This is a genomic window from Streptomyces sp. NPDC002870 (assembly GCF_042888505.1).
GTDB lineage: Bacteria > Actinomycetota > Actinomycetes > Streptomycetales > Streptomycetaceae > Streptomyces.
This window is the reverse complement of record NZ_JBIAPW010000015.1, coordinates 1-18,918: the sequence shown is the minus strand read 5'-3', so window position 1 is coordinate 18,918 and position 18,918 is coordinate 1. Positions and strand designations below refer to the sequence as shown.

14 protein-coding genes and 4 pseudogenes are annotated in these 18,918 nt (G+C 69.2%); 9 read left to right on the top strand and 9 right to left on the bottom strand.

What is annotated here, in order from left to right:
• The first annotated feature begins 12 nt into the window (after positions 1–12).
• The 4 genes and pseudogenes from ACFYWY_RS19985 to ACFYWY_RS19970 all read left to right on the top strand — a co-directional run bounded on the left by ACFYWY_RS19985 (position 13) and on the right by ACFYWY_RS19970 (position 5,986).
• Positions 13–2,274, top strand: coding sequence for an MMPL family transporter (locus ACFYWY_RS19985; protein ID WP_389188077.1), 2,262 nt, complete (start codon positions 13–15; stop codon positions 2,272–2,274).
• Between the two features lie 423 nt (positions 2,275–2,697).
• Positions 2,698–3,723 (top strand): NADP-dependent oxidoreductase, encoded by a 1,026-nt coding sequence (locus ACFYWY_RS19980; RefSeq protein ID WP_389188074.1) that lies wholly within the window; start codon positions 2,698–2,700, stop codon positions 3,721–3,723.
• Positions 3,724–3,784: 61 nt separating this feature from the next.
• A pseudogene (locus ACFYWY_RS19975) lies at positions 3,785–4,150 on the top strand (organic hydroperoxide resistance protein).
• A gap of 255 nt (positions 4,151–4,405) precedes the next feature.
• A complete protein-coding gene (locus ACFYWY_RS19970) occupies positions 4,406–5,986 on the top strand; it encodes a sigma-70 family RNA polymerase sigma factor (RefSeq protein WP_389188072.1) in 1,581 nt (526 codons plus the stop codon).
• Positions 5,987–6,072: 86 nt separating this feature from the next.
• On the opposite strand, the gene ACFYWY_RS19965 is transcribed toward ACFYWY_RS19970, so the two are convergent.
• The 6 genes and pseudogenes from ACFYWY_RS19965 to ACFYWY_RS19940 form a co-directional block, all read right to left on the bottom strand.
• The gene (locus tag ACFYWY_RS19965) at positions 6,073–7,386 is read right to left on the bottom strand and encodes an LPXTG cell wall anchor domain-containing protein (RefSeq protein WP_389188069.1); all 1,314 of its coding nucleotides are present in this window, start codon (positions 7,384–7,386) and stop codon (positions 6,073–6,075) included.
• 256 nt (positions 7,387–7,642) lie between these two features.
• A pseudogene (locus tag ACFYWY_RS19960) lies at positions 7,643–7,746 on the bottom strand (precorrin-6A synthase (deacetylating)); the annotation flags it as partial.
• 232 nt (positions 7,747–7,978) lie between these two features.
• Positions 7,979–8,503, bottom strand: a complete 525-nt coding sequence (locus tag ACFYWY_RS19955; RefSeq protein ID WP_389188066.1) for a hypothetical protein — start codon at positions 8,501–8,503, stop codon at positions 7,979–7,981.
• 116 nt (positions 8,504–8,619) lie between these two features.
• On the bottom strand, positions 8,620–9,006 hold the full coding sequence (locus tag ACFYWY_RS19950; protein WP_389188471.1) for a PPOX class F420-dependent oxidoreductase: 387 nt from the start codon (positions 9,004–9,006) through the stop codon (positions 8,620–8,622).
• Positions 9,007–9,175: 169 nt separating this feature from the next.
• Entirely contained in the window at positions 9,176–10,528 is a 1,353-nt protein-coding gene (locus ACFYWY_RS19945) for an aldehyde dehydrogenase family protein (protein ID WP_389188063.1), read from the bottom strand.
• An 83-nt stretch (positions 10,529–10,611) separates the two neighbouring features.
• Positions 10,612–12,120 (bottom strand): MFS transporter, encoded by a 1,509-nt coding sequence (locus ACFYWY_RS19940; protein WP_389188059.1) that lies wholly within the window; start codon positions 12,118–12,120, stop codon positions 10,612–10,614.
• Between the two features lie 156 nt (positions 12,121–12,276).
• On the opposite strand from ACFYWY_RS19940, the gene ACFYWY_RS19935 reads away from it, so the two are divergent.
• Together ACFYWY_RS19935 and ACFYWY_RS19930 are read left to right on the top strand one after the other, a co-directional pair.
• The gene (locus ACFYWY_RS19935; RefSeq protein WP_246554815.1) at positions 12,277–12,696 is read left to right on the top strand and encodes a MarR family winged helix-turn-helix transcriptional regulator; all 420 of its coding nucleotides are present in this window, start codon (positions 12,277–12,279) and stop codon (positions 12,694–12,696) included.
• A gap of 1,200 nt (positions 12,697–13,896) precedes the next feature.
• Positions 13,897–14,550: a class I SAM-dependent methyltransferase gene (locus ACFYWY_RS19930; protein WP_389188054.1), complete on the top strand. Its 654-nt coding sequence runs from the start codon at positions 13,897–13,899 to the stop codon at positions 14,548–14,550.
• A gap of 158 nt (positions 14,551–14,708) precedes the next feature.
• On the opposite strand, the pseudogene ACFYWY_RS19925 reads toward ACFYWY_RS19930, so the two are convergent.
• The 3 genes and pseudogenes from ACFYWY_RS19925 to ACFYWY_RS19915 form a co-directional block, all read right to left on the bottom strand.
• Positions 14,709–15,672 (bottom strand): annotated as a pseudogene (locus ACFYWY_RS19925) (NAD(P)H-quinone oxidoreductase).
• 501 nt (positions 15,673–16,173) lie between these two features.
• On the bottom strand, positions 16,174–16,869 hold the full coding sequence (locus ACFYWY_RS19920) for a type 1 glutamine amidotransferase domain-containing protein (protein WP_389188051.1): 696 nt from the start codon (positions 16,867–16,869) through the stop codon (positions 16,174–16,176).
• 72 nt (positions 16,870–16,941) lie between these two features.
• Complete coding sequence (locus ACFYWY_RS19915; RefSeq protein WP_389188048.1) at positions 16,942–17,394, bottom strand: type 1 glutamine amidotransferase domain-containing protein; 453 nt, start codon at positions 17,392–17,394, stop codon at positions 16,942–16,944.
• 4 nt (positions 17,395–17,398) lie between these two features.
• Here ACFYWY_RS19915 and ACFYWY_RS19910 point away from each other — a divergent pair, with 4 nt between their 5' ends.
• The 3 genes and pseudogenes from ACFYWY_RS19910 to ACFYWY_RS19900 form a co-directional block, all read left to right on the top strand.
• Positions 17,399–17,653 carry a hypothetical protein gene (locus tag ACFYWY_RS19910; protein WP_389188045.1) on the top strand — a complete coding sequence of 85 codons (255 nt, stop codon included), beginning with the start codon at positions 17,399–17,401 and terminating at the stop codon, positions 17,651–17,653.
• 73 nt (positions 17,654–17,726) lie between these two features.
• Positions 17,727–18,041: a hypothetical protein gene (locus ACFYWY_RS19905; protein WP_389188042.1), complete on the top strand. Its 315-nt coding sequence runs from the start codon at positions 17,727–17,729 to the stop codon at positions 18,039–18,041.
• A pseudogene (locus ACFYWY_RS19900) lies at positions 18,002–18,757 on the top strand (3'-5' exonuclease); the annotation flags it as partial. The gene ACFYWY_RS19905 and the pseudogene ACFYWY_RS19900, both read left to right, overlap by 40 nt.
• Positions 18,758–18,918 lie beyond the last annotated feature (161 nt).

Here is an 18,918-nt window from a genome sequence, read left to right as displayed (position 1 = left end):
GAGTACGCCCTCGTGGCCACGTTTCTCTACAGACTCGGCCGACTCGCCTTCAGGCGACGGCACTTCGTCGCCCTCATATGGGTGGCACTGCTGGCGCTCGCGGGCTTCGGCGCGGCCAGCGCCCCCTCGGCGGGCAACACGTCCTTCACCGTCCCCGGCACCGAGGCCCAGAAGGCCTTCGACCTGCTGGAACAGCGCTTCCCCGGGATGAGCGCCGCCGGCGGCACCGCCCGCGTCGTCTTCAAGGCACCCGCCGGCGAGAAGATGACGGACGCCGCCAATAAGAACACCGTGCAGAAGACCGTCGACGCGCTGGCCGACGGCCCCGAGGTCGCCTCCGTCGCCGACCCCTACCAGGCCGACGCCGTCAGCAAGGACGGCACGATCGCCTACGCGTCGGTCAAGTACAAGGTCCCCGGCATGGAACTGGAGGACGGCACCCGGGAAGTCCTGGAGGAGACCGCGCAGGACGCGCGGGACGCCGGGCTGACCGTGGAGGTCGGCGGTGACGCACTCCTGGCGCAGCCCGAGACCGGCACGGGCGAGATCATCGGTATCGCGGTCGCCGCGGTGGTCCTGGTCATCACCTTCGGCTCACTGGTCGCGGCCGGCCTGCCGCTGCTGACGGCGCTCATCGGCGTCGGTATCGGAGTCTCGGCGATCACGGCCCTCGCCAGCACGCTCGAACTGGGCTCGACCACCTCGACGCTGGCCACGATGATCGGCCTGGCGGTCGGCATCGACTACGCCCTGTTCGTCGTCTCCCGCTACCGGGCCGAACTGGCCGCGGGCCGCGAGCGTGAGGAGGCGGCCGGCCGGGCCGTCGGCACCGCGGGCTCGGCGGTGGTGTTCGCCGGCCTCACGGTCGTGATCGCGCTGGTGGGCCTGTCCGTCGTCAACATGCCGATGCTGACGAAGATGGGCGTCGCGGCCGCGGGCACGGTCGCTATCGCGGTACTCATCGCACTGACGATGATCCCCGCACTGCTCGGATACGCCGGTCGGAGGGTCAAGCCGGCGGGCGAGAAGAGCAAGTTCCTGGGCGGCGCCCGAGCCGCACGGAAGGCCGCTTCGGCCAAGGCCAACATGGGCACGCGCTGGGCAAGGTTCGTCGTACGCCGTCCGATCGCCGTCCTGCTCCTCGGCGTTGTCGGCCTCGGGGCCGTCGCCGTCCCCGCCGTCTCCATGGAACTGGGCATCGGGGACGACAGCTCGCTGCCGACCTCGACGACGCAGCGCCGGGCTTACGACCTGCTGTCCGAGGGCTTCGGCCCCGGCTTCAACGGCCCCCTGGTGGTCGTCGTCGACGCGAAGGCGAGCGACGACCCGGATGCCGCGTTCACCGAGGTCACCGATCAGATCAAGGGCCTCAAGAACGTCGCGACCGTGATGCCGGCCGCCCCCAACAAGGCGGGCGACACAGCGACGATCACTGTGATCCCGGACGCCGAGCCGTCGTCGGTGACCACCGAGGAGCTGGTGCACGGCATCCGGGACGCGGGCACGGAGATCAAGGCCGACACGGACGCGGACGTGCTGGTCACCGGCACCACAGCCATGAACATCGACGTCGCGCAGAAGCTGAACGACGCGCTGATCCCGTACCTGGCCCTGGTCGTGGGCCTGGCGTTTCTGCTGCTGATCGTGGTCTTCCGCTCCATCCTCGTCCCGCTGAAGGCGGCCCTCGGCTTCCTGCTGAGCGTGATGGCAGCTCTCGGCGCCGTGGTCGCGGTCTTCCAGTGGGGCTGGATGGCCGACCTCGTGGGCGTCGAGGAGACCCGCCCCATCGTGGCGATCATGCCGATCTTCATGATCGGTGTGGTCTTCGGCCTCGCGATGGACTACGAGGTGTTCCTCGTGACCCGGATACGAGAGGCGTACATCCATGGCGAGAAGGCGAGCCAGGCCGTGGTGACCGGCTTCAACCACAGCGCGCGGGTCGTGACGGCCGCCGCGGTGATCATGATCGCGGTCTTTGGCGGCTTCATCGGCTCCAGCGAGGCGATGGTCAAGATGATCGGCTTCGGCCTGGCGATCGCTGTCCTCTTCGACGCGTTCATCGTGCGGATGGCGATCGTCCCGGCCGTCCTGGCTCTGCTCGGCAGGAAGGCGTGGTGGCTGCCGAAGTGGCTGGACCGGGTGCTGCCGAACGTGGATGTCGAGGGGGAAGGGCTGCGGACGCAGGGCGACTCGGCTCATTCGTCGGGCTCGTCCGGCTCGGGCGATTCGAAGGGTGCGGATCCGGATGAGGAGCGGGAACTGGTGAAGTTCTGAGTGTCAGACCTCGGCGGCCCCCGGTCTGATGGTGTGCGGTGAGCACCTCATCAGACCCGGGGCCGCTATCGGTAGGCGGATGGCTTCTCAGCTCGATCTTCAACCTCGTGCTGTCGAACGGCTCTCGTAGGCGTTCGCTCTGACGGGCAATCCCCGTATGTCCACGGCCTATGCGCTGGCGAAGCCCCGGAGGGGACGGGGTCCCGCCCCGCGGCTCCCGCGCGAAGTGCAGGGACTCCCAGCAACTGCCGGGCCGGCGCCCCGGTGAGGGCACGGCTGATCGCGGCCGCCTCCGACGACCTCGATGGCCAGCGGGCCTGTACGGGTGGTGGCCATGTCGTCAGAACGGCGATACTTGACAACCTAAAGCATTGAAGTGATAGTTGTTTCAGTTCCTGAACCTTTTCTGGGAGGTACCGCACCATGTCCACGTCCGCTCTCCCCTCTTCCAGCCGTGAATGGCACCTCGTCGCCCGCCCGCACGGCTGGCCCCAGACGGAGGACTTCGCCCTGCGCGAGGCTCCGGTAGCCGCGCCTGGCGAGGGCCGGATCCTCGTCCGGAACCTGCACTTCTCGGTCGACCCGTACATGCGCGGGCGGATGAACGATGTGAAGTCGTACGTCCCGCCGTTCCAGCTCGACCAGCCCATGGACGGCGGTGCGGTCGGCGAGGTCATCGCGTCGAACGCGGAGGGCTTCGCGGTCGGTGACCACGTGCTGCACGGCCTCGGCTGGCGCGAGTACGCGGACGTGGACGCCAAGCAGGCCGTCAAGGTCGACGCGTCCACCGCTCCGCTCCCGGCCTACCTGGGCGTTCTCGGTATGCCCGGACTCACCGCCTACGCCGGCCTCTTCGATGTCGCCTCCTTCGAGGAGGGCGACGCGGTCTTCGTCTCCGGCGCCGCCGGTGCGGTCGGCATCCTGGTCGGCCAGATGGCGAAGCTGAAGGGCGCCTCGCGGGTCATCGGCTCCGCCGGCTCCGACGAGAAGGTCAAGCTCCTCGTCGAGGAGTACGGCTTCGACGCCGCCTTCAACTACAAGAACGGCAACGTGGCCGAGCAGCTCAAGGCCGCCGCCCCCGACGGCATCGACGTCTACTTCGACAACGTCGGCGGCGAGCACCTCGAAGCCGCGATCTCCTCGCTCAACCTGCACGGCCGCATCACCCTCTGCGGAATGATCGCCCAGTACAACGAGACCGAGCCCACCCCCGCCCCGCGCAACCTGGCCATGGTCATCGGTAAGCGGCTGCGGATCCAGGGCATGCTCGTGCGCGACCACGAGGCGCTCCAGCCGCAGTTCGTGCGGGAGGTCGCGGGCTGGCTGCGCTCCGGTGAGCTCAAGTACCAGGAGACCGTCGTCGAGGGCGTCGAGAACGGTGTCGAGGCGTTCCTGGGGCTGATGCGCGGCGAGAACACCGGGAAGATGATCGTCTCCCTGGATCGGTAGTCTCGACCGACACCGTCGCGATCGTGGGCACGAGTCACGGCGAACCACAGACGGAAGCGTCATCTCGATCGAGCCGTCCGACGTCCTTCACACCGCCGTCGCCACCGCAACAACGGCCGTGACGGTTGCGTGGCCACCGACGATGGCAACCTCGAAGTCGTCGTCAACTCGCGCAAGGAGATGGGCGGTTCGGGCGCCGGTACGAACCCGGAGCAGCTCTTCACAGCCGGACATCTCCGGCTCGACTGTCCCCGCCGAGGTCGGCATCGGCAAGAATGACGGGGGCTTCGGCATCATCGGCAAGATCTCCGCGGACATCCTGAACGTGGACGCCGCCACCGCCAAGGACCTGATCGAGAAGGCCCACCAGGTGTGTCCGTACTCCAAGGCCACTCGCGGCAACATCACGGTCGAGCTCGCGGTCTGATCTGAACGGATCCGATCTCCACGCAGCGGCCCTCTCGCGCGCCCGACTTCAGCGGGGCGCACGCCGCGCCGTGGCCCCACCAGGCGGTGTCGCGGGCCGCGAAGGCGGCATTGACCTGCTTGGTCATGGCGGCGCGCGGTTGTCGACGGTGATGCCGTCAGATCACGGCTTCATAACGGCCCGGGACGGCGCGCGCGCTGACCGCTCATCGCCTTCGACAAGCCCTCCCGTCTGTCGCTCCCCAGGATGACTATCATGCGCGACCGCACCTCCGTAGCCGCCGCTACGGCAGCCGCCAGCGACGCTCACCTGACCGCCTTCATACGCAACGGCCCCCCGGACGCCGCCGACGCCGCGCTTGACGAGCTCTACCGGCGGCACCGCACTTCGGTCATCGCCTATGCCCGCACCTGCACACGAGACACGCACACGGCGGAAGACCTGACCTCGGAGGCGTTCGCCCGCGCGCTGCGCGCCGTGCGCGGAGGTGCCGGTCCCGAGGGGGCCTGGCGGCCGTATCTGCTGACCACGGTCCGCCGCACGGCCGCGTCGTGGGCCGCCACAGCCGACCGGATCGAGTTGTCCCCCGACTTCGGGACCTGGCTCTCCGAGGCGCCGAGCGGTGAGGAACAGGCGCTGCTGCGGGAGGACGCCGGTCTGGTGCAGCGCGCGTTCCGCAGTCTTCCCGAGCGCTGGCAGACCGTGCTGTGGCACTCGGCTGTGGAAGAAGAACCAGCGAAGCGGATCGCGCCACTGCTCGGTATCAGCCCGAGCGGCGTCGCGTCCCTCACCGCCCGGGCGCGTGAGGGTCTGCGTGAGGCGTACCTGACCGAGTACGCGGCGGACCCGACGATGTCCGACGAGTGCCGGCACTTCACGGGCGTGTTGGCCGCCTCGGTCCGCCGCGGCGGGCGGCACGGCGGGCACTCAGGTCTCAAGCGCCATCTTTCGGGGTGCCGCCGGTGTCGCCGTGCGAACCACCAACTGTGGGAGCTGAACAACTCGCTCAAGGCCGTACTCCCGGCAGGTGTTCTGCTGTGGGTGGGTGCCTCATACGGCACGAAGGTCGTGGGAGCGGCCGCGGTCGCCGGCTCCGCCGCCACGGGGTCCGCGGCCGGGACGACCACGGCCACCCCAGGGGCCGGCACGACCGTCAAGGTCGCCGGCGTCGGCGCCGCCCTCCTCGCCGTATCGATCGGCGGCTACGCGGCTCTGCCCGACGGCAACGACCCGCCGTCGCCGCGGCCCACCCTGGCGGCCACGCGACCCTCGCCATCCTCATCCCCCGCCCGGAGCGAACAGCACGACCCGAAGCCCCCTTCCCCTTCCCGTACACCGTCCGCACGCGCTTCCAAGAAATCGACCCCTCCCGCTTGGCAGCCGGCCGCCGACGACCGCGCCCAGCTGCCGATCGTGTCCACCGGCCGCTGCATGGACATTTCCACGGCCGAGGGCGCCGAGCCGTACGAAGCCGAGTGCGACGGCAGCCGTACGCAGCAGTGGGAGCTGCTCATCGACCGTGCCGCGCAGGAGGCCCGTATCCGGAACTACGCGACCGGCATGTGTCTCACCCACAGCGGCACGTCGACGGACGGCGCCCCGGTCCGCCAGGAGCGCGCCTGCAACTCCACCGCGGTCACGGCCCTGTGGACCTACTTCTTCCAGGCTTCCGGCACGGTCAACTTCGCTCAGAAGGGGAACACCATGTACTTCCTGGGCATCGATGAGTGGAACAAGGCCGACGGGCCTCACTCGCCTGCCATCGGCACGACGGCGAACTACTACGACACCGACTCCCTCCGATTCCGCTACACAGGAGACGTCTTCAGCGGCTGACGAGGGCCACTCCTCGTGGGACGTCTGAGGTTTCTGGGCACCTCCCTCCCGCGAGAGGCGCCCAGAACCGGTTCAGGAAGCCGGAGTCAGCGTGCGTGGCGGGCCATGGCAGCCCGCTTGCGGCGGGACTTCAGCAGGAATGCAGCGCCGACCGTGAACAGCGCGGCGCCGCCCGCCGCCATGGGCAGGTAGTTGGTGGTGTCGGTGCCGGTCTCGGCGAGATCGGCGCCATTCTGGTCGCCGGCACCGCCGGTGCTTTCCGCACCGTCCTCGTTCTGGGAAGCGACCGGCTCACTGCTGCCGGTCTGCGGCGCCGCGCCGTTGCCGGACTCGCCCTCGGCCTTCGCGGGGCTCGGCACGCCATTGAGGCTGACTGCCACCGTCGCCGTACCGTCATCGGACTGCTCCACCTTGATCCCAACCTTGTGTGCCTTGTCGGTGAAGACCGTGCCGGCCTCGAGAGCGTCGGCGTCACCAGGCGTGGTGTCGATCAGGTCGGCGTCCTTGCCGAAGTCGCCGTTCTTCACGCGGTAGGCGTGCACGCCCGTGAGGCGATCGTCGAGCGTGCCGGACGCGCCGCGCACCTCCACGATCAGGCTGTCCTGCCCGGCCGGGACGATCAGCGCGCGCACGCCGTCACCCGGTCCATACAGAGAACGCATCGTGTACGTACTGGACTTGGTGACCTTCACGGCTTCCGTGTCCGACAGCCACTTGGCGTGAATCAGCTCGGGCGCGGTCAGGCCCACCGCCACGCCGCCTCCCCCCATGGGGGTCATGAAGCTGTTGTCCTCCGTGTCCCGGCAGCTCGCCAGGTCCGAGTCCTCGCAGCGGATCCGCATCTGGTGGCCGTAGCCGAGGTTGTGACCGAACTCGTGGGACAGCACTGTCTGGTCGGCTGTGCCGTCGCCGGTCGGAATCCAGGTCAGGCCGCCTCCCACAGAGCCGAGTCCCCCGAAGCCACAGCCCGCCTTCTCGCCGGGGAAGGCCATCGAGAGGTGATCGAAGTCGTCCACCCACGTCAAGCCCTGTTCCTCCAGCGCCTTCTGCGTCAGCCAGTAGATCTTGCGCGTGTCACAGCCGGCGGCCGGCATGTCGAGATTGATCGGGCCGATCACTCCGCCCTCACCCCCCGCGGCCGGCTTGAACGTGGTGGCTTCCCGGGTCACCTCGTTGTAGTACGAGGTCAGGGACCTGGTCTTGCCGAAGTAGCTGTTCTGCAGGTTGCTCCTGGCCTGCGTGGGGTCAGCGAAGGAGCTGTCGCTGAAGTTGATCATCACAATCTGGATCCGCCGCTGGGCGGGGCCGTCCACGGCAGCGGCGGTGGACGGTGCCGTCGCAGCCAGTGCGACGGACGTGCAGGCGGCGGACATGAGCAGGGCGCCGCGAGGCACACGCATGGGAGGGGTCCTTCCGGTGGTTGAGCGGCTCGCGAGGTGCGAGCGAACTCCGAGCTTGCACGGGGCTCCTGAGCGACGCTCATCGCACGAGCGCCCCGAAGGATCTGTCACCCGTTGAGGAGCGCAGCCGCCTTCTACCGTCCTGGCGCGTTATCCACTCGTTATACGGGGGTGCGAGTAGCGGAAGTTGCATGGGTCTGGCCCCGGATCGCTGGATCCCGGGCCGGGGCTCTTCCGGTGGCCCCTGCCGCAGGGCCGGGAAGCCCTCGGCCATCCGCCGTCCCGTGGTGACTGCACGGGACGGGCGACCCGGTTCAGGCCGATCCGGTGGCGGGCGACGAGCGCCGAGACGCTGCTGACACGCGAAGCAGGCGCAGGTGGCAACAAGGAATGACCTTCCGGTGCCAAGCGGTGCGAATAGACTCCAGCTCAGCCCAACACCGCGGTGTCATCTACCCCGAAGTCGCTGGATCGCGCCCATCCAGAGCCTAAAGATCAGCGGGAACCGGCCGCCCCGCAGCTGGGGCGTGATGTGGACGCCGGTCCACGGCGAGGCTGCCCGTCCCGCGCGGCGGGCCGCCCGGCGCAACGGTCAAGCGGCGTGGGACAGCACCACGGGGCCGGCGGGTGCCGCGGCGCGGGCCGCGGTCGTGTGCACGGGACGTGTGGTGCGGACGGTGGCCGGGACCTGCGAGCGACTCCGCGCGAAGACAACGAGGCGCAGCACCGCGAACCGCGCGACACCGGCGAGCGCGGAGGCGGACAGGTAGACGACCTGCTCGAGCACCACACCGGGTGCTGCCACCAGTTGCTGCAGGACGAGCATCGCCACGGAGGTCACCGCGTACGCGGCCGCCGCGGACCCGGCCGACTGCGCATGCTGGCGCCTGGTCGCGCGCCCGCCTACGCCGAAGGTGAAGCGGGCATGCAACTCGGTGGCGAAGAGCGTGGAAGCCGCGGTGATCAGAGCGTTGGCCAGGCCCCAGTAGATCCACGAGGCGAGGGCCGCCACGGCGAAGCTGGAGGCGAGCCCCACTCCGCCGCCGAAGAGTACGAAGCGGGCGAAGGCGGTGAAGGTGCCGGGTGCCGCCTGCTGCTGGCTCTGCGCTGTTTCCATGATCCGACCCGACCCCCTTGATCGCTCGTTCTTGTGTGCCGTGACCGTTTGACGGCATTCACCAAGGCCGTCCGACAGACGGCCCCTGATTCGATAGCTGACGGTGCGTCAACTTGTCACGAGGCGAGTGCCACGCGGATGCCCAGCGTCGTGTCCCCTCCCCGGCGCAGCCGGCTGTTGAGGATCATGAGGCGGCCGAGGATGCCGTACTTGCGGGCGATGAGGGTGCGGTAGCGGGCGCTGGTCGCCGCGTCGGTGATCTCGGCGGTGGCCGGGACCGGGTCGCCGGTCGGGTTGCCGCGCAGGTCGCAGGGGCCGACGAGGATGTCGCCGCGTGCCTGGATCCGCTTGACCTTCCAGGAATCGGCCTGGGTCTGCACGCCCAGCGTGTCACCGTCGCGTACCACCCACACCGGTGTGGCGACCGGGGTGCCGTTCTTGCGGTAGCTGGTGATCAGCATGTACTTGCCGGCGCTGAGTTGCTCCAGCAGCGTGTCGTCCATGATGCGTTCGTGCTCCTTGCTCGTGCGTTCGAGGTCGTTGGCCACGTGGGCGGCGTAATGCGATGTCAATTGGCGCATGGGGATGCCTTCTTCCGAGGAGGGTGCGGGACGGCGGCGCGTGTGAGGTTGCGGGGTGGGATTGCGTACGGCCGCCTGGGGCCGGGGTGGTTCAGCTCAGGGGGACGTCGAGGACGGCCTTGCGGTGGCTGAACGTCTCGATGGAGTAGCGGCCGTGGTAGTTGCCCATGCCGCTTTCGCCGACGCCGCCGAAGGGAAGCGTCGGCACGGCGAGGTGGTGCAGCGGCAGGCCGAAGTTGAGGCCGCCCGAGGAGGTCTCGGCGGCGAGGCGGCGCTTGGTGGTGTTGCTCTCGGTGAAGGCGTACAGGGCGAGGGGCTTGTCGCGGTCGTTGATGAACGCGATGGCCTCGTCCAGGTCCGCCACGGTGAGGATCGGGAGGATGGGGCCGAAGATCTCCTCCTGCATCACGGGCTCGTCGGGCCGGACGTCGGCCAGCACGGTCGGGGCGATGTACGTGTCCGCGCGGTCGGTCTGCCCGCCGGTGACGGTGCGGCCGGAGCCCAGCAGCGCGGTCAGCCGGTCGAAGTGCCGCTCGTTGATGACGCGTCCGTAGGCGTCGGAGGTCTGCGGGTCCGCACCGAACAGCCCCTTGATCGCGACGACCAGGGCGGCCTGCAGTTCGGCCGCGGTATCGGGGTCGGTCAGGACGTAGTCGGGGGCGACGCAGGTCTGTCCGGCGTTGGCGAACTTCGTCTGCGCCAGGCGTTGCGCGACCGTGGCGATGTTGGCGTCCCGGTCTACGAACACCGGTGACTTGCCGCCGAGTTCGAGGACGACGGGGGTGAGGTTCTTCGCGGCGGCGGTCATCACGATGCGGCCGACCGTGCCGTTGCCGGTGTAGAAGATGTGGTCGAAGTGCTGCTCCAGCAGCGCGGTGGTCTCCGGCGCGCCGCCCTCGACGACCGCGGTCGCGTCGGTGTCGAGATACGCGGGCAGCAGCTCGGCCAGCAGTGCCGAGGTGCGGGCGGCGTAGTTGGCGGGCTTGATGACGACCGCGTTCCCGGCGGCGAGCGCGCCCGCGACGGGCACAAGCAGCAGATTGATCGGGTAGTTCCACGCCGAGATGACCAGGGCGACACCCAGGGGGTCGAACTCGGTGCGGGCGGTGCTGCCGGGGACTCCGGGCACCGTCACGGGGGCGGGCTGCGGGGCGGTCCACTCCTCCAGGTGCTCCAGGTAGTCGTCGATCTCGACGATCGTGGTTTCGATCTCCATGGCGTCGGCCTCGGCGTGGTTCTTGCGCAGGTCGGCGTAGAGGGCGTCGGCTATCGCCGCGCGGTTGTCGGTGAGCAGGTCGCGCAGGCGGGTCAGCTGCTTCCGGCGCCAGGCCAGGGGCTTGGTACGGCCGGTACGGAAGGCAGCGCGAAGCCGGTCCACCAGCGCGGTGGCTTCGGCGGCGGTGAAGGTGTCGTCGAGGGTGAAGGCTGCCTTGGTGTCAGTCACAGTCGTGTCCTGTTCGGTTTGGAGGGAAGGCCGGTCGGTCGGCATTCGAGGGAAGGAAAGTCGCGGCCGTGCAGGTGGTGCGGTCAGACCGTGGCGGCCGTGCGTGCGGGCGTGGTTTCGCCGTCGCCCGACGGGGCGGGCGTGCCGGTGGCGGGCGAGGGGGACCTGCGGCGGACCGCCAGGCCGACCATGGCCACGCCGATGACCAGCACGAACGCCATGCCGGCGAGGGCGAAGCTCAGGGTGTACTGGCTCTCGGCGGGCAGCGCGGGAACCCCGGCGGGCAGGTTGTCGAGCGTCTGGGAGGCAAGCAGCGAGGTGATGACCGCGCTGCCGATCGCACTGCCGGCGGAGCGGGAGATGGAGTTGAGGCCGTTGGCGATACCGGTCTGGTGGTGGGGGACGCCCGCCACGATCAGAGCGGGCATCGCGGCATAGCCGAAGCTGATGGCAACGCCGACGACCATGCCCGCCAGGATCACCGACGCGGTGGTGTCGTGAGCGAAGGTCAGCCAGGCGAAACCGACGACGCCGAAGACGGCGCCGGCGGCAAGCGTGAGACGCGCGCCGATGCGGCGTACCAGCATGCCTCCGAACTGCGCGGCGACGAGCGAGACGAGGGCGGAGGGCAGCAGGTAGACGACGGAGGCGCGCAGGACGGAGGCGCCGAAGCCGTAGCCGGCGATCTCAGAGGGCGTCTGGACGAGATAGGAGACGCCGATGAACTGGGAGAACATGGCGAACCCGACGAGAAGTCCGGCGATGTTGGTGAACAGCACCGGGCGGTGGACGAACATCTTCATGTCGACCAGGGGGTCGCGGACCGTGCGTTCGACGACGACCCAGATGACGGTCGTGACGGCCGCGGCGGCGAAGAGGGCGAGCGTGCGGGTCGAGGTCCAGCCCCAGGTGTGGCCCTGCGAGATGGGCAGCAGGAACAGGACGAGCAGCAGGGCGAGACCGGCGGCGCCGAGCCAGTCGGTGCGCCCGCCCGTCCGGGTGCGGGGCGCGGGTACGGCTATCGCAACGGCGATGAGCGCGGCGGTGGCGAGTGCGGCGGCCAGCCAGAAGACCTGGTGGTAGTCGGGGTGCGCGCCCTGGGTGAGGAGTCCGGCGCTCACGAGGGCGAGGCCGCTGCCGAACCCGAGCGTTCCGCTCACCAGAGCCATGGCGCCGGGCAGCCGTGCGGGCTCGACCTCTGAGCGCAGCACGGACAGTGCGAGCGGGAAGATCGCGGTGGCGGCGCCCTGCATCACGCGGGCCACGATGAGCCACAGCATGGAACTCGTGGTCGCGGCGAGCACGGATCCGGCGACCATCAGCACCAGCACACCGAGCAGGGTCGGCTTCGTGCCGTGCTGGTCGCCGAAGCGGCCCAGGAGCGGCGTGAAGACCGCGGCCGACAGCAGCGTGGCGGTGGTGACCCAGCTGACCTGCGCGGTGGAGGCGCCGAGGTCGTTCTGGATGATGCCGAGGATCGGGATGACCAGGGTCTGCATCATCGACACGACCATGGCGGCGAGGCCCAGCACCAGCACGAGGCTGAGGCTGCCGGTGCGGCGCTCCGGCGCGGTGGGGAGGGAGGACTTCACGGTCTTCTTTCCGGTGGAAGGTTGCCAAAGGGCGGACGCATCGATGGGCGAGAACCGAAACCATCGAGGTACTCCATACTTGAGGACATCAAACAATATGAAGCTGGGGTATGTCAAAGGTTGAGAGATTCAAGCTTTTCGGGGTACCCTCCAGGCATGCCGCCCACCCCGTCCAAGGCCCAGCTCATGGAGCTGCTCGCCCACTCGGTCAGTACGCACTACGCCGACTTCACGACCGCCGCCGCCGACACGGGCCTTACCTCCAGTCAGGCAAAGACCCTCACGGTGCTGCGCCGCGCGCCCGCCTCGATGCGCTCGCTCGCGCACACCCTCGCCTGTGACGCGTCGAACATGACCGGAATCATCGACCGGCTCGAAAAGCGCGACCTGGTCCGCCGTGAGGTAAGCGCCACCGACCGCCGCGTGAAGAACGTCGCCCTCACCGAGGCGGGTCAGAAGCTGATCGACGCCATCCGCGAGCGGATGGAGCAGACGCAGACCGGCCTGGACCAACTGTCCGACGAGGAGCGCGCCGAACTCTTCCGCCTCCTGACGGTGGTCTTCCCGGCCCAGTAGCCCAACCCGCCCGACTGCGGCCCAGCCTCTCGGTGCGGACCCTCGTGCAACTCGCCGACCGAACGAAGCCCCCCACCTGACAAGGTCCGGGCTCCCGACTTCGGCAGAGCCTTGAGCGCGTTGATCGCCTTGTGAGCCCAGCGCCTTGATGCCAGTAGGCAGGGAAGACCTCGGCCAGGACCTCCGGAAGCCGAACCCCGCCGCCGACCGCCAGGACCGGAGCCGGCCGCACCGACACCCACGCGTTCGGTCTCCTGCTCGAAGCCGCGCTCCGCCCTGGCGGGTGTGGCCATACAGTAGGTCCACCCAGGGCTCGCCCGCCTCGTGGAAGCCGCCCTTGAGCGTGACCAACTCCTTGGCGCCGTCCGCGCGTACGCCGACAAGGCGAGTACGCGGGCTGGGCCTCTTCCGGGCGGACATTGAGGTGGATGCCGCCGACCCGCACACGCGCAGTCGACCTCTGCGAGGTCGCTGTCAAGAACGCGACGCGGTCGGCCTGTCACTGCTGGTCAGTGATGATGAGTGAGGGACACCTCAATCGGGTCGACGAGTGGCGCGAGGACCTCAGGAAAGCTATTGTCGGCGAGGTAGAACGACCGGTCTTTCTTTGAGAGTGGTTCCCTGGGCTGTCCGGGCTGTCTGGGCGGGTCCGCCACCGGCCGGAGGACTCTCACCGGGCCCGGTGCACGTCGAACAGGGATGACAAGTTCCATGAAACCAATCCGCTCCAGGGTCGAGGTGGCCTCCGCCGGTGAGCCTCTTGTCGCTGAAGAGGATGCGGATCCATCCGATGGGAGCCATCAGGCCGCCCACCGCCTGGAGGGCGTCTGAGCACTCGGCGGCCACGTACTTGAACGGCGATCCGCGAAAGCCGCGCCCGCGCGTGCTCGGGGATCGTCTCGAAGATCAGGTCGATCGCCCCCGCGGGCGGGTGCCCGGCGGTCAGCTGTTTGGCCACCTCCCGATAGCAGGTGTCCCTGGTCAGCAGACCGGCCACGGCCAAGTCGTCCGAGAAGGCGAAGTGCCCTGGAAGGTGCGGCGTCTTGCACAGCAAATATCCGCTGAGGCCTTTGCGGCATCGCCCTCCAAGTCCTTCCGCCCCCAACAGAACCGACCGCTGAGCCGCCGACGGGACCACAGCACATTGCCCGTTCACGCCGACGCGATGGACCACCCGCACTCCCCGACAAGGGCATCGATATGACCACCAGCACCGCGGACCACACAGCCCGGCACTGCCCTCTTTGCAGGCGGCCCTTGCAGGAGCCGAACGACTACACCTTGTTCCTGCGGCAGTGGGTGCGCGCACCGGCCCGCATGGGGGCCATCGCCCCCAGCTCGCGGCGCCTGGCCGCGGCGGTCTGCGCGCCGGTGCCCGAACGCGGCGAGCCCGTCGTGGTGGAACTGGGTGCCGGCACCGGACCCTTCACTGCCGAGATCCAGCGCCGGCTGGGCGGCCGCGGCCGCCACCTGGCTGTCGAGATCGATCCGCTCCTTGCCCAGCGCCTGCGCCACCGGCACCCGGGAGCGGAGGTCATCCAGCGCGACGCCGTACACCTGCGCCGCCTGCTGGATGAGCGCGGCATCGAGAAGGCCGACGTGGTGGTCAGCGGCCTGCCCTGGGCCCTCTTTCCGTCCGCCACCCAACACCAGCTCATGGACGCGACAGCCGCGGTGCTCGCCCCGGCGGGTGCCTTCACCGCGTTCACCTACCTCCACGCCGTTCCCCTCTCCCCCGCCCGTCGATTCCGCGAACTGATGGCCAACCGCTTCGAAGAGGTCGTCCCCAGCCGCACCATATGGCGCAACACACCCCCGGCCTTCGTCCTCCACGCCCGCAGACCCCGCCCATGAGCCCGCGACCCCGGAACCCCGGTCACGAAGTTGACGCACGGCGTCGGCGTACTGCCCGCCGACGTCTTCGGGCCGGTCTCGCCTACCGCGCTCCTTGGGCGGCTTTCGGCGCGCATGACGCGACCTGCCGTCGGTTACGCGAGCGACGGCAGGTCGCGTCATGCGGTGTCGGGGTTGACCAGGACGATCTTGCCGATGTGGTGGGCGTCCAGGATCCGGTGCGCTTCCGCAGCCTCGGTCATGGGCAGGGTCCGGTCGATGACCACCTGTACGGATCCGTCCTCGACCAGTGGCCACACGTGGTCCTGGACCTCGGCCACGATGGCCGCTTTCTGCCCGGTCGGGCGGGAACGCAGAGTGGTCCCGTGTACGGACGCGCGCTTGAAGAGGAGTTCGGCGAGGTTGAGTTCGCCTCCAGGCCGTTCTGCAGACCGATGATGACCAGTCGCCCTTCGAGGGCCAAGGAGTGGATGTTGCGCTGGAGGTAGTGGCCGCCGATGACGTCGAGGATCACGTCGTACGGGCCGTGCTCGGCGAAGTCCTCGGTGCGGTAGTTGATCGCGAGGTCGGCGCCGAGGTCTCGTACCCTGGCGGCCTGCTCGGGGCCACCGACAGTGGTGACGACTCGGGCACCGCGGGCCTTGGCGATCTGGATGGCCATCGTGCTTATGCCGCCGGCTCCACCGTGCATGAGGAAGGTTTCGCCCGCCTTCAGAGCACCCGTCATGAAGACGTTCGACCACACCGTGGCGGCGGCTTCGGGCAGGGCCGCCGCTTCGACAAGGCTGATGCCCTTGGGCACCCTGAGCAACTGCCCGGCAGGGACGGCGACCTTCTGCGCGGACCCGCCCCCGGCGAGCAACGCGCATACTTCGTCGCCCGGTTGCCACTGGGTCACGCCCTCGCCGATGGCGCTGATCCGGCCGGAGACCTCCAGTCCCGGGCAGGGCGATGCTCCCGGCGGGACCGGGTACAACCCCATCCGCTGTGCGACATCTGCCCGGTTGACCGCGCCGGCCACCAAGTCGACGATGACCTCGCCCGCGGCCGGGGTCGGGTCCTCGACTTCGATCCACTCCAGACCTCCGGCCCTCCGGGTCCCTTGATCGAAATTGCTTTCATGTCTCTCCTTCTCGCGCACGTGACGGGTGGCGGTGGGGACGCCGGCCAGGCGTTGTCGAAATGTTGATGCGAGGGTGCGGGGCCGGCCCGGCCGTGACTCGCGGCAAGCCGCACGACATCGCGCCGTTCCTTGAGCCGAGCACATGCACGGACAGTCGGATGGGCGGCGTCGTCGGCCTGCCTGTTCGCATCCGGTGCGGTTTCCTCACGGGCCGTTCAGGCGGATTTCCTTCGGAGGCTCAGTATCGGATCGAGCCCACAAGGCCGCAGTACATGCTGCGAATTGCGCGGCGAAGGCGTTGGACACCTTCCGGGAGCGCGGGTAGGGGGCGGGATCGCCGTCTGGATGTGCGCCGGTCCCTTCACAGGGCACATCCAGGGTTCGTAAGCCTGGGAAAGCGCGGGACCGGGACTTCAGGCATCGGCAGCATGAGGCGGGGAATCAGCCGCCTGCGTACGGAGGGGTACGGGAGCAGGTGCGGGTGCGGGGTCTCTGCTACGTCATGTCAGCTTCTTGAGCATCTCGGCCGCAACCGGTCCAGCCGAGGCAGGGTTCTGGCCGGTGACCAGGTTGCGGTCGACGACCACGTTCGGGGCCCACGGCTCGCCCTCCTGGTAGTCGGCGCCGATCTCGACCAGGCGGTCCTGGAGCAGCCACTTGGCGCCCGCCGCAAGGCCGCCCTGGGTCTCCTCGGCGTTGCTGAAGCCGGTGAGCCGGTAGCCGGCGAAGGCGTTGCTGCCATCGGCCTTGGTGGCAACCAGCAGGGCGGCCGGAGCGTGGCAGACCACGCCGAGCGGTCTGCCCGAGGCGAGGACGTCGATGAGGAGCTTGCCGGAGACGGCGTCGACGGCCAGGTCCTCCATCGGGCCGTGGCCACCGGGGTAGAAGACGGCGGCGTAGTCGTCGAGGTCGACGTCCTCCAGCTTGACGGGGTGCTGGATCTCGCTGATCGAGGCGAGGGCGTCCGCCACCTTCCTCGCGCCCTCCTCGCCGCCGTTGAACTGCGGCGCCAGACTTCCTTGGTCCAAGGGCGGCACGACTCCGCCCGGTGTGGCGACGACGATCTCGTGGCCGGCGGCCCTGAACGCCTGGTACGGGGTGACGGCCTCCTCGGCCCAGAAGCCGGTCGGGTGCTTGCTGCCGTCCGCCAGCGTCCAGTGGTCGGCGCCGGTCATCACGAAAAGGATCTTCGGCATTGAGGAGTCTCCTAGAGGTGGGTTGGTCGGGAGGCGCCCTGCGGATGCCGACGCCCCAAGTGTCTGTGCTTGTTACTCGGTCTCGGCCAAGGCACCGAGAATCAAGTCGCTGACGGCCTTGGTGGACACCGGGTTCTGGCCCGTGATCAGGCGGCCGTCACGCACCGCGTGCGGCGTCATCGGCACGGTGGAGCGCACATACTTGGCTCCCTTCGCGCGCAGTTCGTCCTCCAGGAGGAACGGCACCCTGCTCTTCACGCCGGCCAGCCTTTCCTCGACCGTCGCGAAGCCTGTGACGCTGCGGTTCTGTACGAGCGGGTTCCCGTCGGCGTCACGGAGGTTGATGAGGGCGCAGGCGCCGTGGCAGACCGAGGAGACGATGCCGCCTGCGGCGTAGATGGCGTCGCCTGTTCGCTGCACGTCAGCGCTGTCGGGAAAGTCCCACATGGTTCCGTGACCACCCGTGAAGAAGATCGTGGAGTAGTCGTCCGGATCCGCCTCGGCGACAGAACGGGTGGATTTCAAATCCGTGCACCACGGTCAGCTCGCGCTGCCGTCGGATGTCATGGCCGTCTACAGCCTGTCCGCGCTGCCGTACCAGGAACAGCTGCGCTGGCGCACCCAACGGTGTCGGGACCATGCCGCCGCGTCCACCGCCGGCGACCTCGCCGTCGCGGACTGGGAACCCTTCGACCCGCTCCGCCACCACGAGCACATCCGCACCCGCCTGCCCACGCACGGGCGCCGCCCCGGCGGCCACGCACCCCGGCGGGTCTGGCCGTGACGCATCAGTACGCCGTCGAGATCGTCCTGACCGGCCCCGCCACGGTGGGGAACTTCACCGGGCCCGCCACCGCGTGACGTTCGCCGCGAACGCCGACCCCACCCGGCTGATGACAGTGCAGCGCAGCAAAAGCCCGGGCCGCGCCCTGCACCGCCTACGGCGCCGACTGGACACGGTCCTGCCGATCGACGTGCTCACGGCGCACTATCCCGACCGCCACGGCCACCTCCTGCTCAATGTCGCCCTCAGCCGCCACGCTGACACGCAGATCCGCCGAGAGGCGGCCGCTCTTGGCCTGCGCACCGGGGACGTCCTGGCCGAGCGGATCACCGCCGGCCTCGCACGCAAGCAACACCAATCTACGGCTGGCGGGGCGCGACCGACGTGATGACCGGCTTCGACGCCGAACAGCTGACCCTCATCCGTTCGTTCCCCTTCGGGCCACAGATCGCCGACGAGGCCAACCGGTGGCTCGCGCTCGCTGACGCTCCCATCCGGCTGACGGGCACCACCAGCGTTCCCGCGGAGGTCAGCAGCGTCGACCACCCCGACGCCGTGCTGTGCCGCACCAACATCGGCGCCATGACAGAGGTCATGCGTCTGCTCGGCGAAGGACACCGCGTCGCCCTCACCCGGGGAGGCCAGCAGCTAGCCCAGCTCGCTTCTGCTGCAAGAGACTTGAAGGAAGGACGCCGCACCCACCACCCCGAACTGGTGCTGTTCGCGTCCTGGGGCGACCTGCAGGACTACGCCGCCTACGATCCGGCCGGCTGCGACCTGCAGCCCTTCGTCGACCTCGTCGACGCCCACGGCCCCGACGCCATCCTCGCCGCCGTGTCCGAACTCACCGAGGAAGCACACGCCGACGTCACCGTCTCCACCGCCCACAAAGCCAAACGCCGCGAATGGCCGACCGTCAGGATCGGCAACGACTTTCCCCAGCCGAAGGACACCGTCCCCGGCACAAGCGCGGCTGCCCAGGCCCCGGATGTAAGCGACACGGACGCCCGTCTCGCCTACGTCGCCGTTACTCGCGCACGTCACCAACTCGACCTCGGCGGCCTGGCATGGAACGCCACCGCCCAGGAGAACGAACGTGGATGACGCCACAGACCGCGAGGCGCAGCCAGTTCCCCAGCCCGTGCACGACCAGCGCGGCCGAGTGGTGGCCTAGCTACTTGCCCCTGAAAAAGGGTTCGACCAGCTCAGAGGTGATATCGGGGTCGGATCGTGGTGGCGTCTCCTGCGGGTGGGGGCCGTGTCAT